At 45.6% G+C, this 16,937-nt stretch carries 13 protein-coding genes; 3 read left to right on the top strand and 10 right to left on the bottom strand.

The genetic code is table 11. The features are described 5' to 3' along the window. Window positions 1–119 precede the first annotated feature (119 nt). A complete protein-coding gene (locus tag gpAD87_RS08185) occupies window positions 120–1,472 on the top strand; it encodes an MATE family efflux transporter (protein WP_064640799.1) in 1,353 nt (450 codons plus the stop codon). 97 nt (window positions 1,473–1,569) lie between these two features. Here the strand turns inward: gpAD87_RS08185 and gpAD87_RS08180 are convergent, their stop codons facing one another. The 7 genes from gpAD87_RS08180 to gpAD87_RS08150 form a co-directional block, all read right to left on the bottom strand. After that, on the bottom strand, window positions 1,570–2,208 hold the full coding sequence (locus tag gpAD87_RS08180) for a sugar O-acetyltransferase (RefSeq protein WP_064637400.1): 639 nt from the start codon (window positions 2,206–2,208) through the stop codon (window positions 1,570–1,572). 195 nt (window positions 2,209–2,403) lie between these two features. Then, complete coding sequence (locus gpAD87_RS08175) at window positions 2,404–2,625, bottom strand: DUF896 domain-containing protein (RefSeq protein ID WP_063562690.1); 222 nt, start codon at window positions 2,623–2,625, stop codon at window positions 2,404–2,406. 66 nt (window positions 2,626–2,691) lie between these two features. Next, the gene (locus gpAD87_RS08170; protein WP_064637398.1) at window positions 2,692–3,642 is read right to left on the bottom strand and encodes an LLM class oxidoreductase; all 951 of its coding nucleotides are present in this window, start codon (window positions 3,640–3,642) and stop codon (window positions 2,692–2,694) included. A gap of 170 nt (window positions 3,643–3,812) precedes the next feature. Continuing rightward, on the bottom strand, window positions 3,813–5,447 hold the full coding sequence (locus gpAD87_RS08165; RefSeq protein WP_064637395.1) for a hypothetical protein: 1,635 nt from the start codon (window positions 5,445–5,447) through the stop codon (window positions 3,813–3,815). A gap of 76 nt (window positions 5,448–5,523) precedes the next feature. Continuing rightward, window positions 5,524–6,420: a carbohydrate ABC transporter permease gene (locus tag gpAD87_RS08160; RefSeq protein ID WP_064637394.1), complete on the bottom strand. Its 897-nt coding sequence runs from the start codon at window positions 6,418–6,420 to the stop codon at window positions 5,524–5,526. A gap of 1 nt (window position 6,421) precedes the next feature. Continuing rightward, window positions 6,422–7,315 carry an ABC transporter permease gene (locus gpAD87_RS08155; RefSeq protein ID WP_063562694.1) on the bottom strand — a complete coding sequence of 298 codons (894 nt, stop codon included), beginning with the start codon at window positions 7,313–7,315 and terminating at the stop codon, window positions 6,422–6,424. A 109-nt stretch (window positions 7,316–7,424) separates the two neighbouring features. Beyond that, window positions 7,425–9,890, bottom strand: coding sequence for a beta-mannosidase (locus tag gpAD87_RS08150; protein WP_064637392.1), 2,466 nt, complete (start codon window positions 9,888–9,890; stop codon window positions 7,425–7,427). 128 nt (window positions 9,891–10,018) lie between these two features. On the opposite strand from gpAD87_RS08150, the gene gpAD87_RS08145 reads away from it, so the two are divergent. Continuing rightward, a complete protein-coding gene (locus gpAD87_RS08145) occupies window positions 10,019–10,879 on the top strand; it encodes an AraC family transcriptional regulator (RefSeq protein WP_064637390.1) in 861 nt (286 codons plus the stop codon). 228 nt (window positions 10,880–11,107) lie between these two features. On the opposite strand, the gene gpAD87_RS08140 is transcribed toward gpAD87_RS08145, so the two are convergent. Beyond that, a complete protein-coding gene (locus gpAD87_RS08140; RefSeq protein WP_064637388.1) occupies window positions 11,108–12,571 on the bottom strand; it encodes a sensor histidine kinase in 1,464 nt (487 codons plus the stop codon). A 1-nt stretch (window position 12,572) separates the two neighbouring features. Continuing rightward, window positions 12,573–13,289 carry a response regulator transcription factor gene (locus gpAD87_RS08135; RefSeq protein WP_064637386.1) on the bottom strand — a complete coding sequence of 239 codons (717 nt, stop codon included), beginning with the start codon at window positions 13,287–13,289 and terminating at the stop codon, window positions 12,573–12,575. Between the two features lie 161 nt (window positions 13,290–13,450). Here gpAD87_RS08135 and gpAD87_RS08130 point away from each other — a divergent pair, with 161 nt between their 5' ends. Next, window positions 13,451–14,215 carry a hypothetical protein gene (locus tag gpAD87_RS08130; RefSeq protein WP_064637385.1) on the top strand — a complete coding sequence of 255 codons (765 nt, stop codon included), beginning with the start codon at window positions 13,451–13,453 and terminating at the stop codon, window positions 14,213–14,215. Window positions 14,216–14,417: 202 nt separating this feature from the next. Here the strand turns inward: gpAD87_RS08130 and gpAD87_RS08125 are convergent, their stop codons facing one another. Continuing rightward, window positions 14,418–16,934, bottom strand: coding sequence for a glycoside hydrolase family 38 C-terminal domain-containing protein (locus gpAD87_RS08125; protein ID WP_064637383.1), 2,517 nt, complete (start codon window positions 16,932–16,934; stop codon window positions 14,418–14,420). Between the last annotated feature and the right edge of the window lie 3 nt (window positions 16,935–16,937).

Here is a 16,937-nt window from a genome sequence, read left to right as displayed (position 1 = left end):
AGTTCATGATACCATCTAACACTGTAAGGCACAAACTAACACTGTTAGATTGGAAGTTGGAATATCATTTGAATTCCAAATCATTTCAAAAAATAAATGAAGAAAGTAGTGACTCACACATGGATGCAGAAAATCTCCATTATTTTGAAAAAGCACCGATCGCAAAAGCCGTAGCTCACTTCGCAGTACCGATGATGTTAGGTACGTCGATGAGTGTCATCTATTCTATCCTGAACGCCTATTTCCTTGGTACACTGGGCAATACGGCCATGTTAACCGCACTCGCGCTAACCTTGCCATTATTCGCGGTCATTATGGCGCTCGGCAACTTGATTGGTATGGGTAGCGGTACATTCATCTCCCGTTTGTTAGGAGAAAAAAGATATGATGATCTTAAGCATGTGTCCTCATTCGCCTTTTACAGCAGTTTGGTTCTTGGTCTTATCGTAATGGCCGTTGGCCTCCCGCTGATTGACCCAATTGTTCATAGCCTGGGAGCAACGACTGAATCTTTCGGATTCACAAAAGACTATGTCACAATTATGCTTATTGGTTCACCTTTCGTCATACTATTCTTCACGTTGGAGAACATCGTGCGCTCGGAGGGTGCAGCAATTACATCGATGATCGGTATGATTCTCAGTGTGGCAGTAAATATTATTCTTGATGCGATAGTCATCTTTGTCTTTCATTGGGGTGTGATTGGCGTGGCGTCTGCTACAGTCATTTCTAACCTGGTTGCCAGTGTTTTTTACGCATTTCACATGGGGTATAAAAGCCAATTCTTGACGGTCTCCGTAAAATGGTTTAAGGCCTCCAAGGAAATTATGAGCAATGTTTTTAAAATCGGAGTTCCCGTCTTTATCATGAGTATCTTCTTGGGTGCCATGTCACTCATTTTGAACCATTTTCTCGTGGAATATGGGGATCAGGCCATAGCGGGGTACGGGATTTCATCACGTTTATTGCAATTTCCCGAGTTTATTCTGATGGGATTATGTGAGGGAGTTGTACCGTTGATTGCCTTCTCTTTTACAGCGAATAAATTACGCATGAAGCATACCATTGGATTTACGATCAAAGCGATTGTAGGGTTAGCTGTTGTGTTCGGTGTTGTCGTCTATCTTCTCTCCGACCACTTAATTGGTTTATTTACAAATGACCCGCAATTAATTGAAATGGGTAGCTACATTCTGCATGTAACGTTCTTATCCTTGTTCATTACAGGAATGACCTCGTTGTTTGTGGGGATCTTTCAAGCAACAGCGCAAGGAACCGCCGCCTTTATTATGTCAGTCATTCAAGGAATTACTCTGATTCCTGTACTCTATATCGCCAACCGATTGAATGGCTTCCATGGGGTGGTATGGTCACTCGTTATTGCGGATGTCGTCGCATTCCTTGTTGGAGCTATCATGCTGTATATTCTTCGTAACAAATTGCAGCCAGATTTAGAGAATCTAGTGCACTAGAAAACAGTTAATAAGCTTTCCACCTAATCAACGAAATACTAATCAAAATAAGAAAACCGTTCCTCTTGTCTAGGAACGGTTTCTTTTTTATGTGTTTTTATTCAATTACACTGCAATCAGCCAGGACTTCCGGTTTATAACGCATGCTGTCCGATTCTGTGATGGGACGAATGACTCTGCAGGGTACACCTGCTGCAAAAGATCCTTCAGGGATATCTTGGGTTACTACGCTTCCAGCACCAATGACGCATCCGTCGCCAATGGTAACACCACCGCATACGGTGACGTTAGCGGAAATCCAAACATCATTTCCGATGGTGACAGGCTTAGCATAACAGAGCGACTTAGGTTCCCCGTTTTGGTCCAGCATTTGTCGACGTTCTGAGGCAATGAATGGGTGAACCGGTGTAACAATGGTCACATTAGGTCCAAAGCTGACATGATCACCAATGGTCACCTTAGCATCGTCCTGGACGGTCAGATTGTAATTCGCAAAAAAATAGTTGCCGATTTCTGTGTGAACGCCATAATGAAAGAAAATGGGGCCTTGTATAAAACAACGCTCTCCTTTTCGACCCAGAATCTGCATGAGTAATGCTTCGCGTTCCTCCGTTTGATCCTCAAAAGTACGACTGTATTGACTACTTAGATTGTGAGAGCGAAGCTTAATAGCCTTAAGGTCAGCATGGCCGGGACTAAATAAGATCCCATTAAAAATTCGTTCTTCTTCAGTCATGTTATCAACTCCTGTTATAAATACTTCGATACATGAATCAACCTAACACTTTATACAATACCTTTATAATGAATATTTATAAAGTGTATAAAAAGCATCCTACGAAATCAACTACAAAACAAGTGTATTTATCCACACCATTTCTGTCAATGAATACTCGGAGGCTTTTCGTTCTTCCCAAAAAGTTTATTTTCCCTACAAACTGATTCCCTTTTCATTTCGTACTTTGTCCGGTGTTACATCATTTCCATCTGCATCAAGTATGGTAAGCACTGAAAAAGTGTTTAGAACTTGCCCACGAATTTCCCGTAAATAGTCTTCTCGTAATACTTGTTGTTCAACTCGTTCCGCATTGGTCAAACCTTCTTCACGCTCTTTTTTCGCCAATTCATTAATGCGACCTAAATGTTTAATCATCCTTTTCCTCTCCTTCTTTACAATTAATCTTACTGGTAGTCTAGCACCGAAATGCATACATTGCACCTATTTATTAGATAACGCCGGGAAATATGGAACCACTTCCTCCCCTAATTCTTGAATCACCTCGTCAACCGGACGTGTTCCATATTTCAAGTTGAATGCAAGATGATTCACACCGATTCCTTTTAAAGCATTGAGGTATTCAATTAAAAATTTATATCCGCTCCTAAACCCTAAGTGAATAGGAGTTGGATCTTCATCTGGATTTTCTGATAAATCGATATATAAAGACTGATTAAAAGGCTTAAATTCATCCGTTAATGTACGCCATTGTTGAATAAGTGATGCTTGATCAATGATATTTCGTGGGTAATACAGCCAGCCATCACTGTGTTTTGCTATCCATTCCGGTGTCTGCGAAGAATGGCCTGTTACTAAAATTGGGATATCCTTCAATTCCGGTTTGGGTAATAAATCGCCACCCTGAAGGTTAAGGCTTGGTGAATAAATTACCGGGAAATCTTCATTCCAGACTTTTCTCATGACATGCAAAGATTCTTGAAATAATTCACCACGTTTTTCTCGATCCACTGAAAACGCTGAAAACTCACTAGGTCGATCCCCTGTAGCAATGCCCAGCACAAGTCGTTTTCCGGAAATTCGATCAACAGAAGCTGCTGCTTTTGCTACATGCAACGGATGGCGTAGTGTGGTGATCATACTTCCGGTACCCAATGATATCTTTTTCGTATGAGCTGCTAAGAATCCAAGAAAAACCCATGGATCATATATTTGTCCCACATCCCCAAAGCTTGGAACATTTAAAGGAACATCTCTAACGAATAAGGAAGCAAAGCGCGCTTCTTCTGCCTTTTTCGCCAATTGCATTTGTTGCTCTAACTGCATCTCCGGGATACTCCCCTTATAAGACTCTATCGGAAAATATAACCCGAGCGTAAGTTGTTCTTCTTTAAACATGTTTGTATAGCCCAGATGTGATTCAAATTTATTCATTTCCTGACCTCCGCATAAATATCCAATATTCAGTCGCAAAGGCAATGATAAACCATATAACCTCCAGAAAATAGTACGCACAATTTTGTTCTATAGGATAAAATTTGTGATATTGTATACTTTTTTATACCAAACGGGAACTGTCACGTTCGACAGTCCCCGTCTCCTAATTACTGCTTGCCTTGAAGCTCCTCATGCCATTCCTGTTTGAGCTCACTCCAATGTGCTCGTTTTTCTAGTGCAGCCTGGAAATCACTCCAAGCCTGTTCAAATTGTGAGTCATCCTTAGCCATAATCAGCTTGGCTTTATACTCTTTTCGCACATTATCAAGTTCAGGCAAATATTTCTCCCATAAGCCACCCGGTTTGGCCTTCACCATATCGTAGTTTTCAGCAACCCGGGTACCACCCATTTTGCCAATCTTTTCGGTGAATTCGATCGTTTTGAATCTCCCTTTCGGATCAGTAACCCCATAATTCCACCATGGATACCAGTCATTACTATAGGAAGATGCCGCGTAAAGCTCTGGCGTCGTGCTTGCTTTCTTCGCTTGATCTCCGGAATCATGCAAAGCTTTATATTTCTCGTCCGTGTACACCCATTTTCCTAACGGTTTATCCACCCAATCCCAGAACACTCCTGGCGGACCTTCGTTCACAACCTGCTGCTGTTCGGGCTTGGGCTGTAGTGTGTAATCGAAGAAAGCAAGAATGGAATCGAGATTTTTAGTATTTTTATTGATAAAGACGTCATTGGCAGGATAAGGATTGATAATCTGATTAGCGCCAATCTCACTCACGCCATCCACTTTCGGATAGGGAATGACATCATAGTACCATGCCGGATCGGTTGGTCCATCGAGAACCTCCCATAACTGGGCGTCCATATTAAAGAACCCACCTGCATTCATGGCTACACGTCCAGATTTGTTTTTCTCTTTGTAACGCTCCTTCTTGTCTGTAATCGCTTCGTGATCCAGAAGCCCTTCCCTGAACATGTGGTTCATCCATTGGTAAGCCGCTTTATATTGTGGATTGTCATAGATAAACTGATAGTCATTACCTTGCTCTTCTACTGGAATGACGCCGCCCGCTGTGCTGACCGTAACGCCAAATGTACTCAGGATGACATTTTCATCGCTTGCGTCAGAGAGAAAACTAAGGGGAATCAAAAGTTTCCCGTTTTCATCCTTCTGCTTAGCCGACAAACTCAAATACTTCTCTATACCGTCCAACGATTTCAGATCATCCATCGTCATGCCGGTTTTCTCCAATACATCTGTACGGACAAACCAGCCGTAGGAAGCCCAACCGGGCCAAGGATCATCAGGATTTTGATCAAACCATGTCGGAATGGAATAGATATGTCCGTCCGAAGCTTTCATCTGATCCAGATAGATTTTCGGAATGGAGGCCAATCCAGGATATTTATCCGGCATATCAAAGTATTGCTCCAGCGGAAGAACGCTGCCCGAACGCGTCATCGCAGTGGTCACGACATCACTACGTGAGAACAGAGCTGCATCATCAAAACCACCAGTATTCAATTTCAGGTTCAGCTCTGTCATTACATCGCCCTGCGTAGCCTCCAGCCGAACGTCTATGCCCGGCTCCTTTTCTTTCCAATACATTTGGACCATACTTTGGTTATTAATTGTTGCATTCCATCCCAGCCATAGCTTAAAGGAATTTGCAGAACTGCTGCCACTCTCCGTACTGCTGCTTGAGCATGCCGTTATCCCAAACATCATTAGAGCCAAGGATAATAGCGCCAGCTTTCTTCCCTTTTGTTGACGTAAACTCATCACATACGTCCCCCTCGGTTATTTTGAAATTGTATAGGATTAGAAAACCCATTCTGTTACTTCATTTTTCATTGGGTTATCCTTTTACTGAGCCGATAAGCACACCTTTTACAAAATACTTTTGCAGGAACGGGTACACACACAAGATCGGAAGCGCGCTTACCATGACTGTCGCCATTTTGATTGACATGAGTGTAACGTTAGAGAGCATGGTGCCCCGGGCAAGCGCTTCCTGATTATTGTTGGATCCGAGGACAGTCGAGATATCCTGGGCAGACAGCAGTTGTTGCAAAAACGTTTGAACCGGAATCAGATTCTGATCTGAAACATAAAATGCGCCAGAAAACCAGTCATTCCAGTGCCCCACTGCAGTAAAAAGGCCAATGGCTGCAAGCATGGGTTTCGAAAGCGGCATAATAATAACGAAGAGAATGCGGACAGGATTGGCGCCATCAATCTCAGCCGATTCGATCAGTGCTTCCGGAATCCCCTGGATGAATTTCATCATCACAAACATATTCCACGCCGAGAAAGCGGACGGAATGATATACACCCAGAATGAGTTTAATAATGACAAGTGATTAAGCTGGATATACAAAGGGATTAATCCGCCATTAAACAGCATCGTAATCAGCACGTATCCCAGGAGGGATTTCCTGAAAGGAAGCTGCCGATAGGACAAGCCATAAGCCGCCAGTAGTGTGATGAGTATGCCGACAAAAGTGCCTGCGATCGTTCGGGATATCGTAATTAAGTAGGCATGTTGAATAACCGAATTCCCAAGCACAACCTCATAATTGTACAAAGTAAACTCCCTAGGCCACAGATAGACACCGCCTTTTGCCGCATCGCTGCCAACGTTTAAGGAAACGGCAAGCATATACGTGAATGGATAGATTACCGAGATACAGAGAAGTGCCAATAGAAACACAATAATTGTCTGACCCACCCGTTCCCTCATAGAAGTTCTCATATTACCAAAGCCCCTCTCCGTTGAACTTTCGCGCCATCTGATTGGTGCATAGTACCAACACCAGACTGATGACCGAAGAAAGGAGACCCACTGCAGTGGCCATTCCAAAATAACCTTGCTGCAAGCCATTGCGTAAAATATATGTGTCTAGCACATCCGCGACTGGCTGATTGGCCGGATTCATCAGAGGATAGATTTGATCCATGCCTACTGCAATCAGTCCAGGCATACTGAGAATCAACACGATGGAGATGGTCGGCATTATACCCGGCAGGGTAATGTTGCGAATTTGTGCGAGCCGTCCTGCTCCTTCCACCCTAGCTGCTTCATAGAGCTGCGGGTCAATCGTTGTAATTGCCGCCAGATACAAGATCGTATTCCAGCCTACCTCCTTCCATAGACCGCTCACTACGATCATGGGCCGGAACCACTCCGTGGATCCCAAGAAAAAGACTGAATCTCCCCCGAGCTTCTCTATCAACTGATTGACCAATCCGCCGTCCAACGTCAGCAGGGATTGCAGAATGTAAGCCACCACGATCCACGAAAAGAAATGCGGAAGATAACTTACGGATTGGACAAACCGCTTGTATTTGTTGTTTTTCACCTCATTGATGAGCAATGCCAAAATAATAGGAGCTGGAAATCCGAACACAAACTTGAGAATCGCGATGTAAATTGTATTCTTCACCACAATCCAGAACTGTTCATCTTGCAAAAATGAGAAGTTTTCCAAACCAACCCATGCACTACTCCACATCGTGCTGCCGATGTGAAAATCCTTGAATGCTACCTGGATGCCCACCATCGGAATGTAGCTGAAGAGAAGCAGCAGGATTGCACCAGGTAGAATCATTACATATTGCCAACGGTATTTTGCCAGTCGTTCAATCATTTAACCACCTCTGCCATCAGTATAGAGATCAATTGAAAGCGGTAACATATAATAACGATCGGATTTCTATTGATTGGATTGGCAATATCAGAAAAGGCGAAGTAACAACTTACAAATCAAATACGCTGCGTACGATTAGCTGTGATTGCAGTTCTTCAAGGGATGCCGGTTTGTTGAGATCATCTTTCTTCAGAGAAATGGTCCTTCTTTCACCTGCTGACAAGTCAAAATAATTGTTACTGAAAATACCGTCTATTTCACTGAAATCCAGCTCCACAAACCGTGCAAAAGCTTTCGAATCAACCGTTATAACAAAATGATCCTCTTCTTCTGTCATCGTGGTCTCAATCGCAGGATCAATAAAACCAAAATGCTTTGGCTTCACAAATAACACTGTACCTTCGCTGACAACTTCACCATCCACCACAAAGGAAAACTGTAAATACGTATTCCGTTTCTTAGCAGTTGTATCGAGCATCTCAGTGAAATCAAGCTGTTCGAATAATGAGGTTGATAACGCTTTCAAATCAATTACTTTTGAAGAAGCTACGATTTCATTGGATTGCGAATCCATGAGCCTCCATTTCAATTCTCCTTTTACAGCACTCCTACTCTCATTCGACACGTGAATTTCTACCTTCGAACCATCTTCCCGAGCCGATACAAGAACAGGCGCGAAAAAGCGTTTGGCTGCATAATGCAGTGCTTTCCAGCGACCAAAGTAATCGATACTGGACCAGGAAGCAACAGGCCAGCAATCATTCAACTGCCAGTACAGTGCTCCCATACAGCGTCCACGATGTCTGCGCCAGTGTTCAACCCCACATGAGATTCCTTCAGCCTGAATGAGCTGTGAAGCGTATAACAGGGAATTGAAATCTTGTGGCAAGCGATACGTCTCCCCGATGTAATACAGAATTTTCTCATTGCCCGTACCATTCTTCTGATGAGATTCCATGACCGGTGAGAAGATATTGCGGTCTTCCGGCAACGTAAACGTCTCTATGGTCTTGTGATTCGGGAAGGATTGCAATCCGAATTCGGACATGTAGCGCGGGAACAATGTGCGGAATTCGGTAAAAGGTTTCTTGCCATGCCACACATCCCAGTAATGCATGTCTCCGTAATTTTCATCGTTTGGATTGTCAAAACTGCCTTTGGATGAAGGTGAAGCTAACCAGTAGAACGTGTTCGGATCGTATTCCTTCGCAATAGCTGGGAGTAATACCTCGTATTGCTTAATGTAGTCTGCTTGTAACTGTAAGGATGTTTTCTTCGCCCAGTCCCATTCGACCCAAGCCATCTCCTGCTCATTGTTTCCACACCAGATTCCTAATGAGGCATGATGACGCAAGCGTTTCATGTTATCGATGGTCTCTTTTGTAATCGATTGCTTGAATTCCTCAGTCAGTTCATATACCCCGCAGGCATACATCAAGTCCTGCCATACAATCAAGCCGTATTCGTCGCACAAATCATAGAAGTAATTCTCCGGATAATGTCCCCCACCCCAGACACGAATTGTATTGAAATGGGCTTGCGCACAGCTCTTGATCAATCGTTCTGTCCGATCTGGGTTACAGCGCGGCAAGATGTTATCTTCCGGAATATAGTCAGCACCCATCGAGAAAAAAGATACACCGTTCACTTCGAATTCGAAGGACTCACCCCACTGATCCTGCTCTTGCTTCACAGTTAATGTTCTCAGTCCAATGCGCTTATCATCACGATCCAGCTCCACGCCTTGTTCTATAAGCGCAACGCTCAGCTGATACAATGGCTGTTTGCCCAGACCATTCGGCCACCATAACTCGGGATGGTCCACTTCAATCCAGATATGATGATCCCCATCATTCACGACAGACGTGCATCCTTTCAACGTCTCCCCGGATGGTGTATCTAATGTGACCATGATCTCACGCTCTTCTTGGACCCAACTAGATGCCCTTACGCGAACATCTAAGGTTACCTTACCTTCGCTATGCATCTGTGTAATGTAGACATCTTCCAAACGGGCATGATCATAGCCTTGAATGGAGATATTCCGCCAGATTCCCAAATCAGGTAATTGTGGACCCCAGTCCCAACCGAACATGGAGTGTGCTTTACGCAAATGGGAGATTCCTTCTACTGCATCACTGCAGTTAATCAACGGGCGCTCGGCTTGTTTACGCAGTACATACTCCACAGGGGAACGAAGAATAATGTGTATGGTATTTTCACCTTGTTTGATAAAGGAGGTAATATCGATTTCATAAGTACTGTGCATATTACTTACATTCGCGATATTCATTCCATTCAGAAACAATTCGCCAATTGTATCCAACCCTTCACATAACAGGATGATCCGGTCATGCTTGAGATCCGCTGCGCTTACTTCAAAAGAGTGTTTGTATTCATAATCATAATTACACAATTCAAGTGCCGCCTGCTCTTGCTCGCGGTAGTAAGGGTCTTCCATTTGTCCTTCTTGAAGCAAATCATTAAAGACCGAACCTGGAACCGTAGCCGGAAGCCATTCGGTATGATCCACTCTCTTCATTTGCCACCTGCCATTGAGATCGATAAGCAACATTTGTGATACCTCCTGATGTCTTTGTAATCTATTTCATTCTATCAAGAGGCCTCCATTCTTTCTTATGTTGTGTTCACGGAATTCGTGTGCTATTTTGATATTAACAATTAATTGGAGAGGTTAGAGCCATGATCAAATACACAGCGTCTACTCACATCCATTCCGACCTGCTCGTAGATCCGTTCTGGGTCGATTCCTTATCGAAAGTATCACCCGAGCATACCCATGACTTTTACGAGTTCTTCATTCTAAGTGAAGGGCAGTGCCAACATATCGTCAATGGAACAACCCAGCATTTAAGGCCGGGCTGCCTTGTCTTTATTCGACCGCATGATATTCACCGTTATGAGCCGGAAGGCACTCAGGACTGCCGTTTTCTGAATAGCCCTTGTCGATCCACAGTAATAGATGAAGCTTTGGCCTACTTGAATGAACAGAAGTATGCGCAAGGACTCTTGCAGGCTCCCGTTCCCCAGATTGCCATGTTATCTCAGTTAGAAATGACAGAGATCGTTCGAAGCTTTGAACGGATTATGATGCTCTCCACAGTGGATAAGAAGAAGGCTCGCGTATACGCAAAAGGGCTGATTATTCAGATTTTTACGCAGCATTTCTTTGAGTTGGATACCATTGAACAACCCATTCTCCCGCTGTGGCTTGAGCATGCGATCTCCAAAATGCAGCTGAAAGAAAACATGATTCGTGGTCTTCATGCGCTCTATGAATTGTCAGGTCGAAGCGTTGGTCATGTGAACCGTGCCTTTCGTCAATATCTGAATCAGACACCAACAGAGTATATTAATCAGCTTCGGCTGAATGTAGCCAAAAACTTGCTGCTCACGACTGAGCTTCGCGTGCTTGAGATTGCACTGGAAGCGGGATTTGAGAACGTCAGCCACTTCTACCATCAGTTCAAAAAATACTATAATCAAGCTCCGCTAGATTTCCGTAAAAATGCGACAATGAATAAGGAATCGCTGCTGTCATAAGGAATTCAAAGCATCCATATGGTGATATCTGCAGCATGCCATCACATCCGTACTCAAAACTCAAAAAAAGCTCTCCCTATATGGCAGGGAGAGCAGAGTAAACACAAAGCAAATAAAGCGGAGTATTTATATTGGTGATTGGCGACACGAACCCCTTCGAGTATTTCCTCTATTTCTCTCACTTCGAGGTTTGGTGCAACTAGAAGGATATACTAGCCTCCTTTCCTTTCAAACACGTTGAGCCGCAGGGAAGCCGAACGAAATTACAGCTCCTCCCTCCTTATGGTTGGTGGCCTGAATCAGCCCGCCGCAGCGTTCCACAATGGCCCGGGCAATCGCCAGACCCAGTCCGGAATCACCATCTTTTCCTTTGACAAAACGGTGGAATAAGGTGGGCAGCAGCTCCTGCGGAAAGCCGGGACCGTCATCTGAGACGGATAGCGCGATCTTCCCTTTTTCCAAGTTTGCAGTGATGTGAATTTCTTCTTTGGCGTATCTTGCAGCATTCGTCACCACGTTGAGCAGTGCCTGCAGCAGTTTATCCTGATCAGCCATGACGAACAGCTCTTTATTCTCTGGGCAGGCGATATGGAGTGTAAGTCCTTTCTTTACAAGCAGCGGATTGACACGTTCGGATGTTTCCGTCAACAATTCGTTCAGACTGACCTTGGAAGGTTTGAAGATATCCTCTTCACTATCCAGCTTCGCAAGCAGCGTCATTTCGGTCACAATCTTGCCTAATCTACCGCTCTCCCCCAGGATCACGTCCAGTCCTTTACGAACGTTCTCACCTTCAAAGATTCCATCTCGAATGCCCTCCGCATAGCCTGCAATGGACATCAGAGGGGTCTTCAGCTCATGAGAAGCATTCTGGAAAAACTGCTTCTGCACCTCATTGAACCTGTTCAGTTCACCAGCCATCTCGTATACCGTCTGTGCCACAGCTCCAATCTCACCGCCAGCCTTGACCAACTGCACATCCGTGAAATGACGTTGTTTGACCTTCTTAAGTTCCTGCTTCAGATTCATCAATGGCTGAATCAGCCTTTTCGTAATAAACAAACTGAGCAGGAACATAATGGCTCCAACGATACAGATCACCAGGATGAGACGCCCCAGAAGCGCCTGTTCGATTGCTTTGATCTTGCTCATGGGAGTCAACAGAGTCAGGGTTCCTTGGGGGATGGGACTGACATCCATCACATAACGCCCATCTGTTCCCTTCCACAGGTCCTTAATGCTGGACGAAGTGACCGCTGTGTATTTAGACAAGTTTGCTGGTACGGCTTCAGTCAATTTGTTACTGCTCGCCATTCCGGTTGTACCACTCACAGACAAAGTCCCTGACAGCACATTTCCGTTAAAATCAGTGACAAAGGCTTCAACATCCGCAGGAATGAGTGTTGAAGGAGCACTCGTAACCTCTCCCGTTACCAACTGGACGGACTGCATACCCGAAATATTCGAATTAGGCATCGTGACCGCAGCTCCAGTGGAAAGTATAGGACTCATTGTGATATCCCCTGCTTTCGTTATAGAAGCGGACATCGCCGCACTTAACGTCTTGAGATCATTCTTCTCTGTCCCAATGAAATGATCCAGCAGCACATAATGAAGTAAGACGGCCGTGACGGAGAGGATTAGAACCAGTGACAATCCGAACGCAAGGTTAATTTGATGAACAAGTTTCATATTAAACTTCACTCCGATCTGTACGCATACGATACCCGTGTCCCCACACCGACTCGACGGGAAGTTCCTCAATTTTTTTGCGAATCCGCTTAATTAAATGATCCACGGCACGGTCACTGCCAAAATAATCTTCTCCCCAGACAAAACTGAGCAGCTCGTCCCTCGTAAACGCACGATTCGGATGTTCAGCCAGTACCTTGAGCATGGTGAACTCTTTGCTCGTCAGGTCCACTTCTTCCCCTCGCCATATGGCCCGCCTCTCTTCCAACATTAATTGAAGCTCCCCCGTATCGATTCGTGGCGTCACCGCTTCGCTTACAAGAGCTCTTTCTTCCGCACCGGTAAGTCTAATCCAACGTTCCAGCTGCCGCTTGATGCGGGCTACCAGCTCACGGGGGCTGAAAGGCTTCACTAGATAATCGTCACTGCCTAGCTCAAGGCCAAGTATTTTGTCCACCTCATTATCCTTCGCCGAGATCATAATAATGGGTACCTCTCCTTCATTACGGATGCGTTTGCACAATTCATAGCCATCCATTCCGGGCAGCATAATATCCATCACCCACATGCTCGGCGGACTTATTCTATATAAGGACCAGGCATCCTCGGCATTAGCAAGGCCTATCGTTCGATAGTTCTCTTTGTGCAAATAAGCTTGAATCAATGTGCGTATATTTTCGTCATCATCTACAACTGCGATGAGGTAATCGTTATTCATGAACGGGGCCTCCTGTACTTTTCTCTATAGTGAGTATACCAAAGGTATATATATGGGAAGAGCTTTGCCATTGTTTTTCCACAATTACACCAATATTGTGCCACACTCCTTCGGTAAATTGATAACTGTAAGACAAACCAAACCATAAGGAGTGTTACGAAATGAACTACAGTTTTAAATTCAGAAATGTTGCCCTGTCCGCCCTACTGCTCACTGCGATCTCCGCACCGATTGTCGCGAATGCCGACAGCGCCGCTAACGCAAATGCTGTTACAAATGGAACTGCTACCTTGAAAGAAGCTAAATCCGCCATTGCGACCTTTACATTGGCTAATCCGGTGGAGCAGGCCAAAAAGTACGCGCCAGAAACAGTAAGCGAATGGGAAAAAACGCTAGCCCGTTACAATAAACTGCTTTCACAAAACTATACATCCCAAGTAATGGCCACTTTGGTTGCTGTTGACGTAGACTCTGACGAATGGAAGAAAGTTTCCGAGAACGCCAAACCAGGTGAGATCAAAGAAATGCAGGCCTTAAAGGTTGAGGAAGGCAAACTTACCTCAGTTGAGAGTGTAAAAGCCGAAAAATTACCTAATTCCGAAAATAAGAACACCTTGTCTTTCTCCATTACCACAAGCAGTTCGGATCTGAAAGGATTAGTTGAGAATGCAGAATCTGGAGTGGCAATTGCCGTCAGCCCTCTGAATCTTGACGAAAAATCAACCGGAACAACAAGCGCGGTTATAGCAAATGCTGAAAGTCTTCAATTTAGCGGTACTACAGCTGCCAGTGCATTCTTCTTAGCACAAAGTAATTTGAATAATGCTGTAACAGCTAAGGACGAAGCGGCAATCAAGACTTCCCTTGCCGACCTTCTGAAGCAATACAAAGCGCAAATTACTGAGCTAGAGGCAGCTCAAGAGTAGGTTTAAATACATTTCAGCTTTAACTACATCATTAAGCAAAAACGCCAAATCTTACACGAACTAAAAGACCGAACGCCAACAACCAGCAAGCCTCCACATGGAAGCCTGCTGGTTGTTGTTTTGTTGGCTATAAGCTATATCTGCTACGTGTTATCTAATGACTGCCCTGATCTTAAATGAGTCAGGGCTTTTGCTTTTCGGTTTATTTTTCGTTAACCCGGGTAACTACAAATGGCTCGTTCAACGCCTGCAGAGCTGCGGCCATATCTTCAGCTGAAAGTCTGCTGCCAGCCGAAATATGATATTGAAACTCATAGAAGCCGCCCAAGGTCGCTTTGAAATTCGTTTCCCAATAATTCGTCATCAGCCAGGCATAGGCTTCCGGTTGAGCGTCAGGCGTTTGCTGGGTGTGGACCTTTCTGGTCCCGTAATCCAGCGTTCCCCATTGCACGAGAGGTGTGTCCGGGACAGCGAGCAGCAGACTGCGGTCATGATCCTGCCAGGCAATGCCCGACTGTACAGCGGAATAATCCAGGCAAGTTCCCGGAATCTGATCCTTCCAGGGGCGAACGAGGCCTCCTGGCTTGTCGGCAAACAGGGTAACCGGCCCAGTGCCTCCCGGGTTGAACGGCAGGGCCAGATAAACGTTCTCCGGATTCCAGATGCTCTCTTTATGGAACCGCGCCGAAATATCCATCCGGTTTTGACAGGTATAGATCCGCAAGTGTAGTGAAAAATAGGCGATACCCTTGAGCTGATAACCAAGCTCAACGGTAGCATACAGCGGTCCGTTATCCACCGCTCGCACGGAGATAAGCTGACCAACCGAACGCTCCACGTTCAAGCCTTTACGGTTGCGTCCCATTTTGGAACGGACGCTCCATACCTGAGATGCAACCGCAGGGTTCGCCGGATTGGTCACCTCATAGATGGGTGTAAATGCACCATACAGATCATCCGCTTTCAGCAGTTCGCGTCCTGTCTCCTTATCGATCCACGACACAATGCCGCGCTCTTTCGACCAAGTCAAGCGTACAAAAGGGGACTCCAGCCCAGTTTGGCAAACGGAGATCCGCGCTTGCTGTCCGCCTATCGTTAAGGAATACATATCCTCCATATCGTACACCTGGTCAGCGCCGATCAGCTTCGAATTGGAGGTTGACGTTAAGGAAGAAAGACTCTTCTGCGCTGCCAGGAGTGGGCGAAGAATCAGTATGCAACTCTCCATGCCTTGGAGTTTAAGCTCCGCAATAATCGTCTGCGGGTGGCTTGACTGCTGGATCAGCACCTGTCCCGTGTCCTCCCGGATTACTTCTACTCCGTTCAATAGCTCATCCGGTTCCCATCCTTCAAGCTTCAACTGAACCAACTCGGTTACCTCCCGCTCCGAGAGATTCGTTACCTTGAAGCGATAAGGACGCCCCGGGTACAAGGTGGCGGCATTATCGGCAAGCAGCACCTGATCTAGCGCGCGGTAAGCAAGCTTGCTTGCCTCTGCAGCGTGAGCTGTCTTGCGAACCTCAAGCATCTGCACATTTTTGTGCCACGGTTCATAAACAGAGGAGTGATACCCCCAAGTGTGTTCGGCATAAAGAGTAAGCGCCTGCTCTACAGCCTCGATTTCCTGGAGACTAACACTTTTCTGTTCAGGGTCGAGCTTTTCCACCTTGCGAAGAGTCCGCTGTGCGTCACGGTAAATCTGAGTGTGCATCGGTGTGGAGCTTACACCGTCCGACCACCAGTCTGGCCAATCCCCTTTATGCACAGGCAGACCATCCGTCCCTTCCTGCTTCAAGCGGGCAAAAAAGCCACTCAACGTACTCATCTCCACGGAGATTCCCTCGCCGTTTTGACGGTTCCATCCATCGATCCATTCCATAATTGAGCTATTGGGCGATCCGTTGTCTGTGGGCAATCCAGACAGCATCATCGGCACGAAATCGTATGGATACTGCTCCGCCTCAAGCTGGGCCAAGTACCGGTGGATGCGAATATTGGCGATTTGATTATGAATGTTCGCCGGTTCCACAAGTCTGTGGCCGAATTCATCACGAATCATGTATTTGCCAAGCGCACCAGGACAGAAGCCAAGCTCGTTGCCAAGCATGTAGTGGTCTCCATTCCAGACCAGCAGGCGTTCCCCACTTGGAGCTTCCCACCAGAAAGGGGACTGCTTGCGGCCCAGCGCATACATGCCGTGATGAGTATGTATACAGCTGAATAAATGTCCGATTCCGTTATTTAGCAGGCTATCGGCATATCCCCAGCTGTAGCCATTGATATCCGCCGTCATCGCACTGTCTATTGGGTGACCGATAGATTTGGCATATGTCTGAGCTTTGCTGTGTATTTTGTTCAACAACTGTAGGTCGGGCAGCTCGGTCATATTCAAATACGTGCCGGAGAGCTCGATATCGCCGCGCCGCACGGCATCAGCAAATGCAACTTTTTCCTCGTCTCGAGCCTGCTTCAGGAATTGCTCCACAGCCCAGAAGGTCTCGCAGGTCCAACGGAACCCTTTCCACTCGGGGTTTACACCGTTATGAGCATCATTAACAATACGCAGCGCCTGACGGATAAAATCGATATGATATTGTTCAATCTTCTCCTGCCGGTCAGTATAACCAATGTCAGTATGGGAATGGTGAATGACATATATTTTCCATTTCCGTTTAAGCGTCGGGATGGCGGCCTGTTTGATTTGTTGTTCGAGTGTCATCTT

Origin of the sequence: Paenibacillus sp. AD87, from assembly GCF_001659845.1 — a bacterium.
Taxonomy (GTDB): domain Bacteria; phylum Bacillota; class Bacilli; order Paenibacillales; family Paenibacillaceae; genus Paenibacillus; species Paenibacillus marchantiae.
This window is presented reverse-complemented; position numbering and strand designations above follow the sequence as displayed.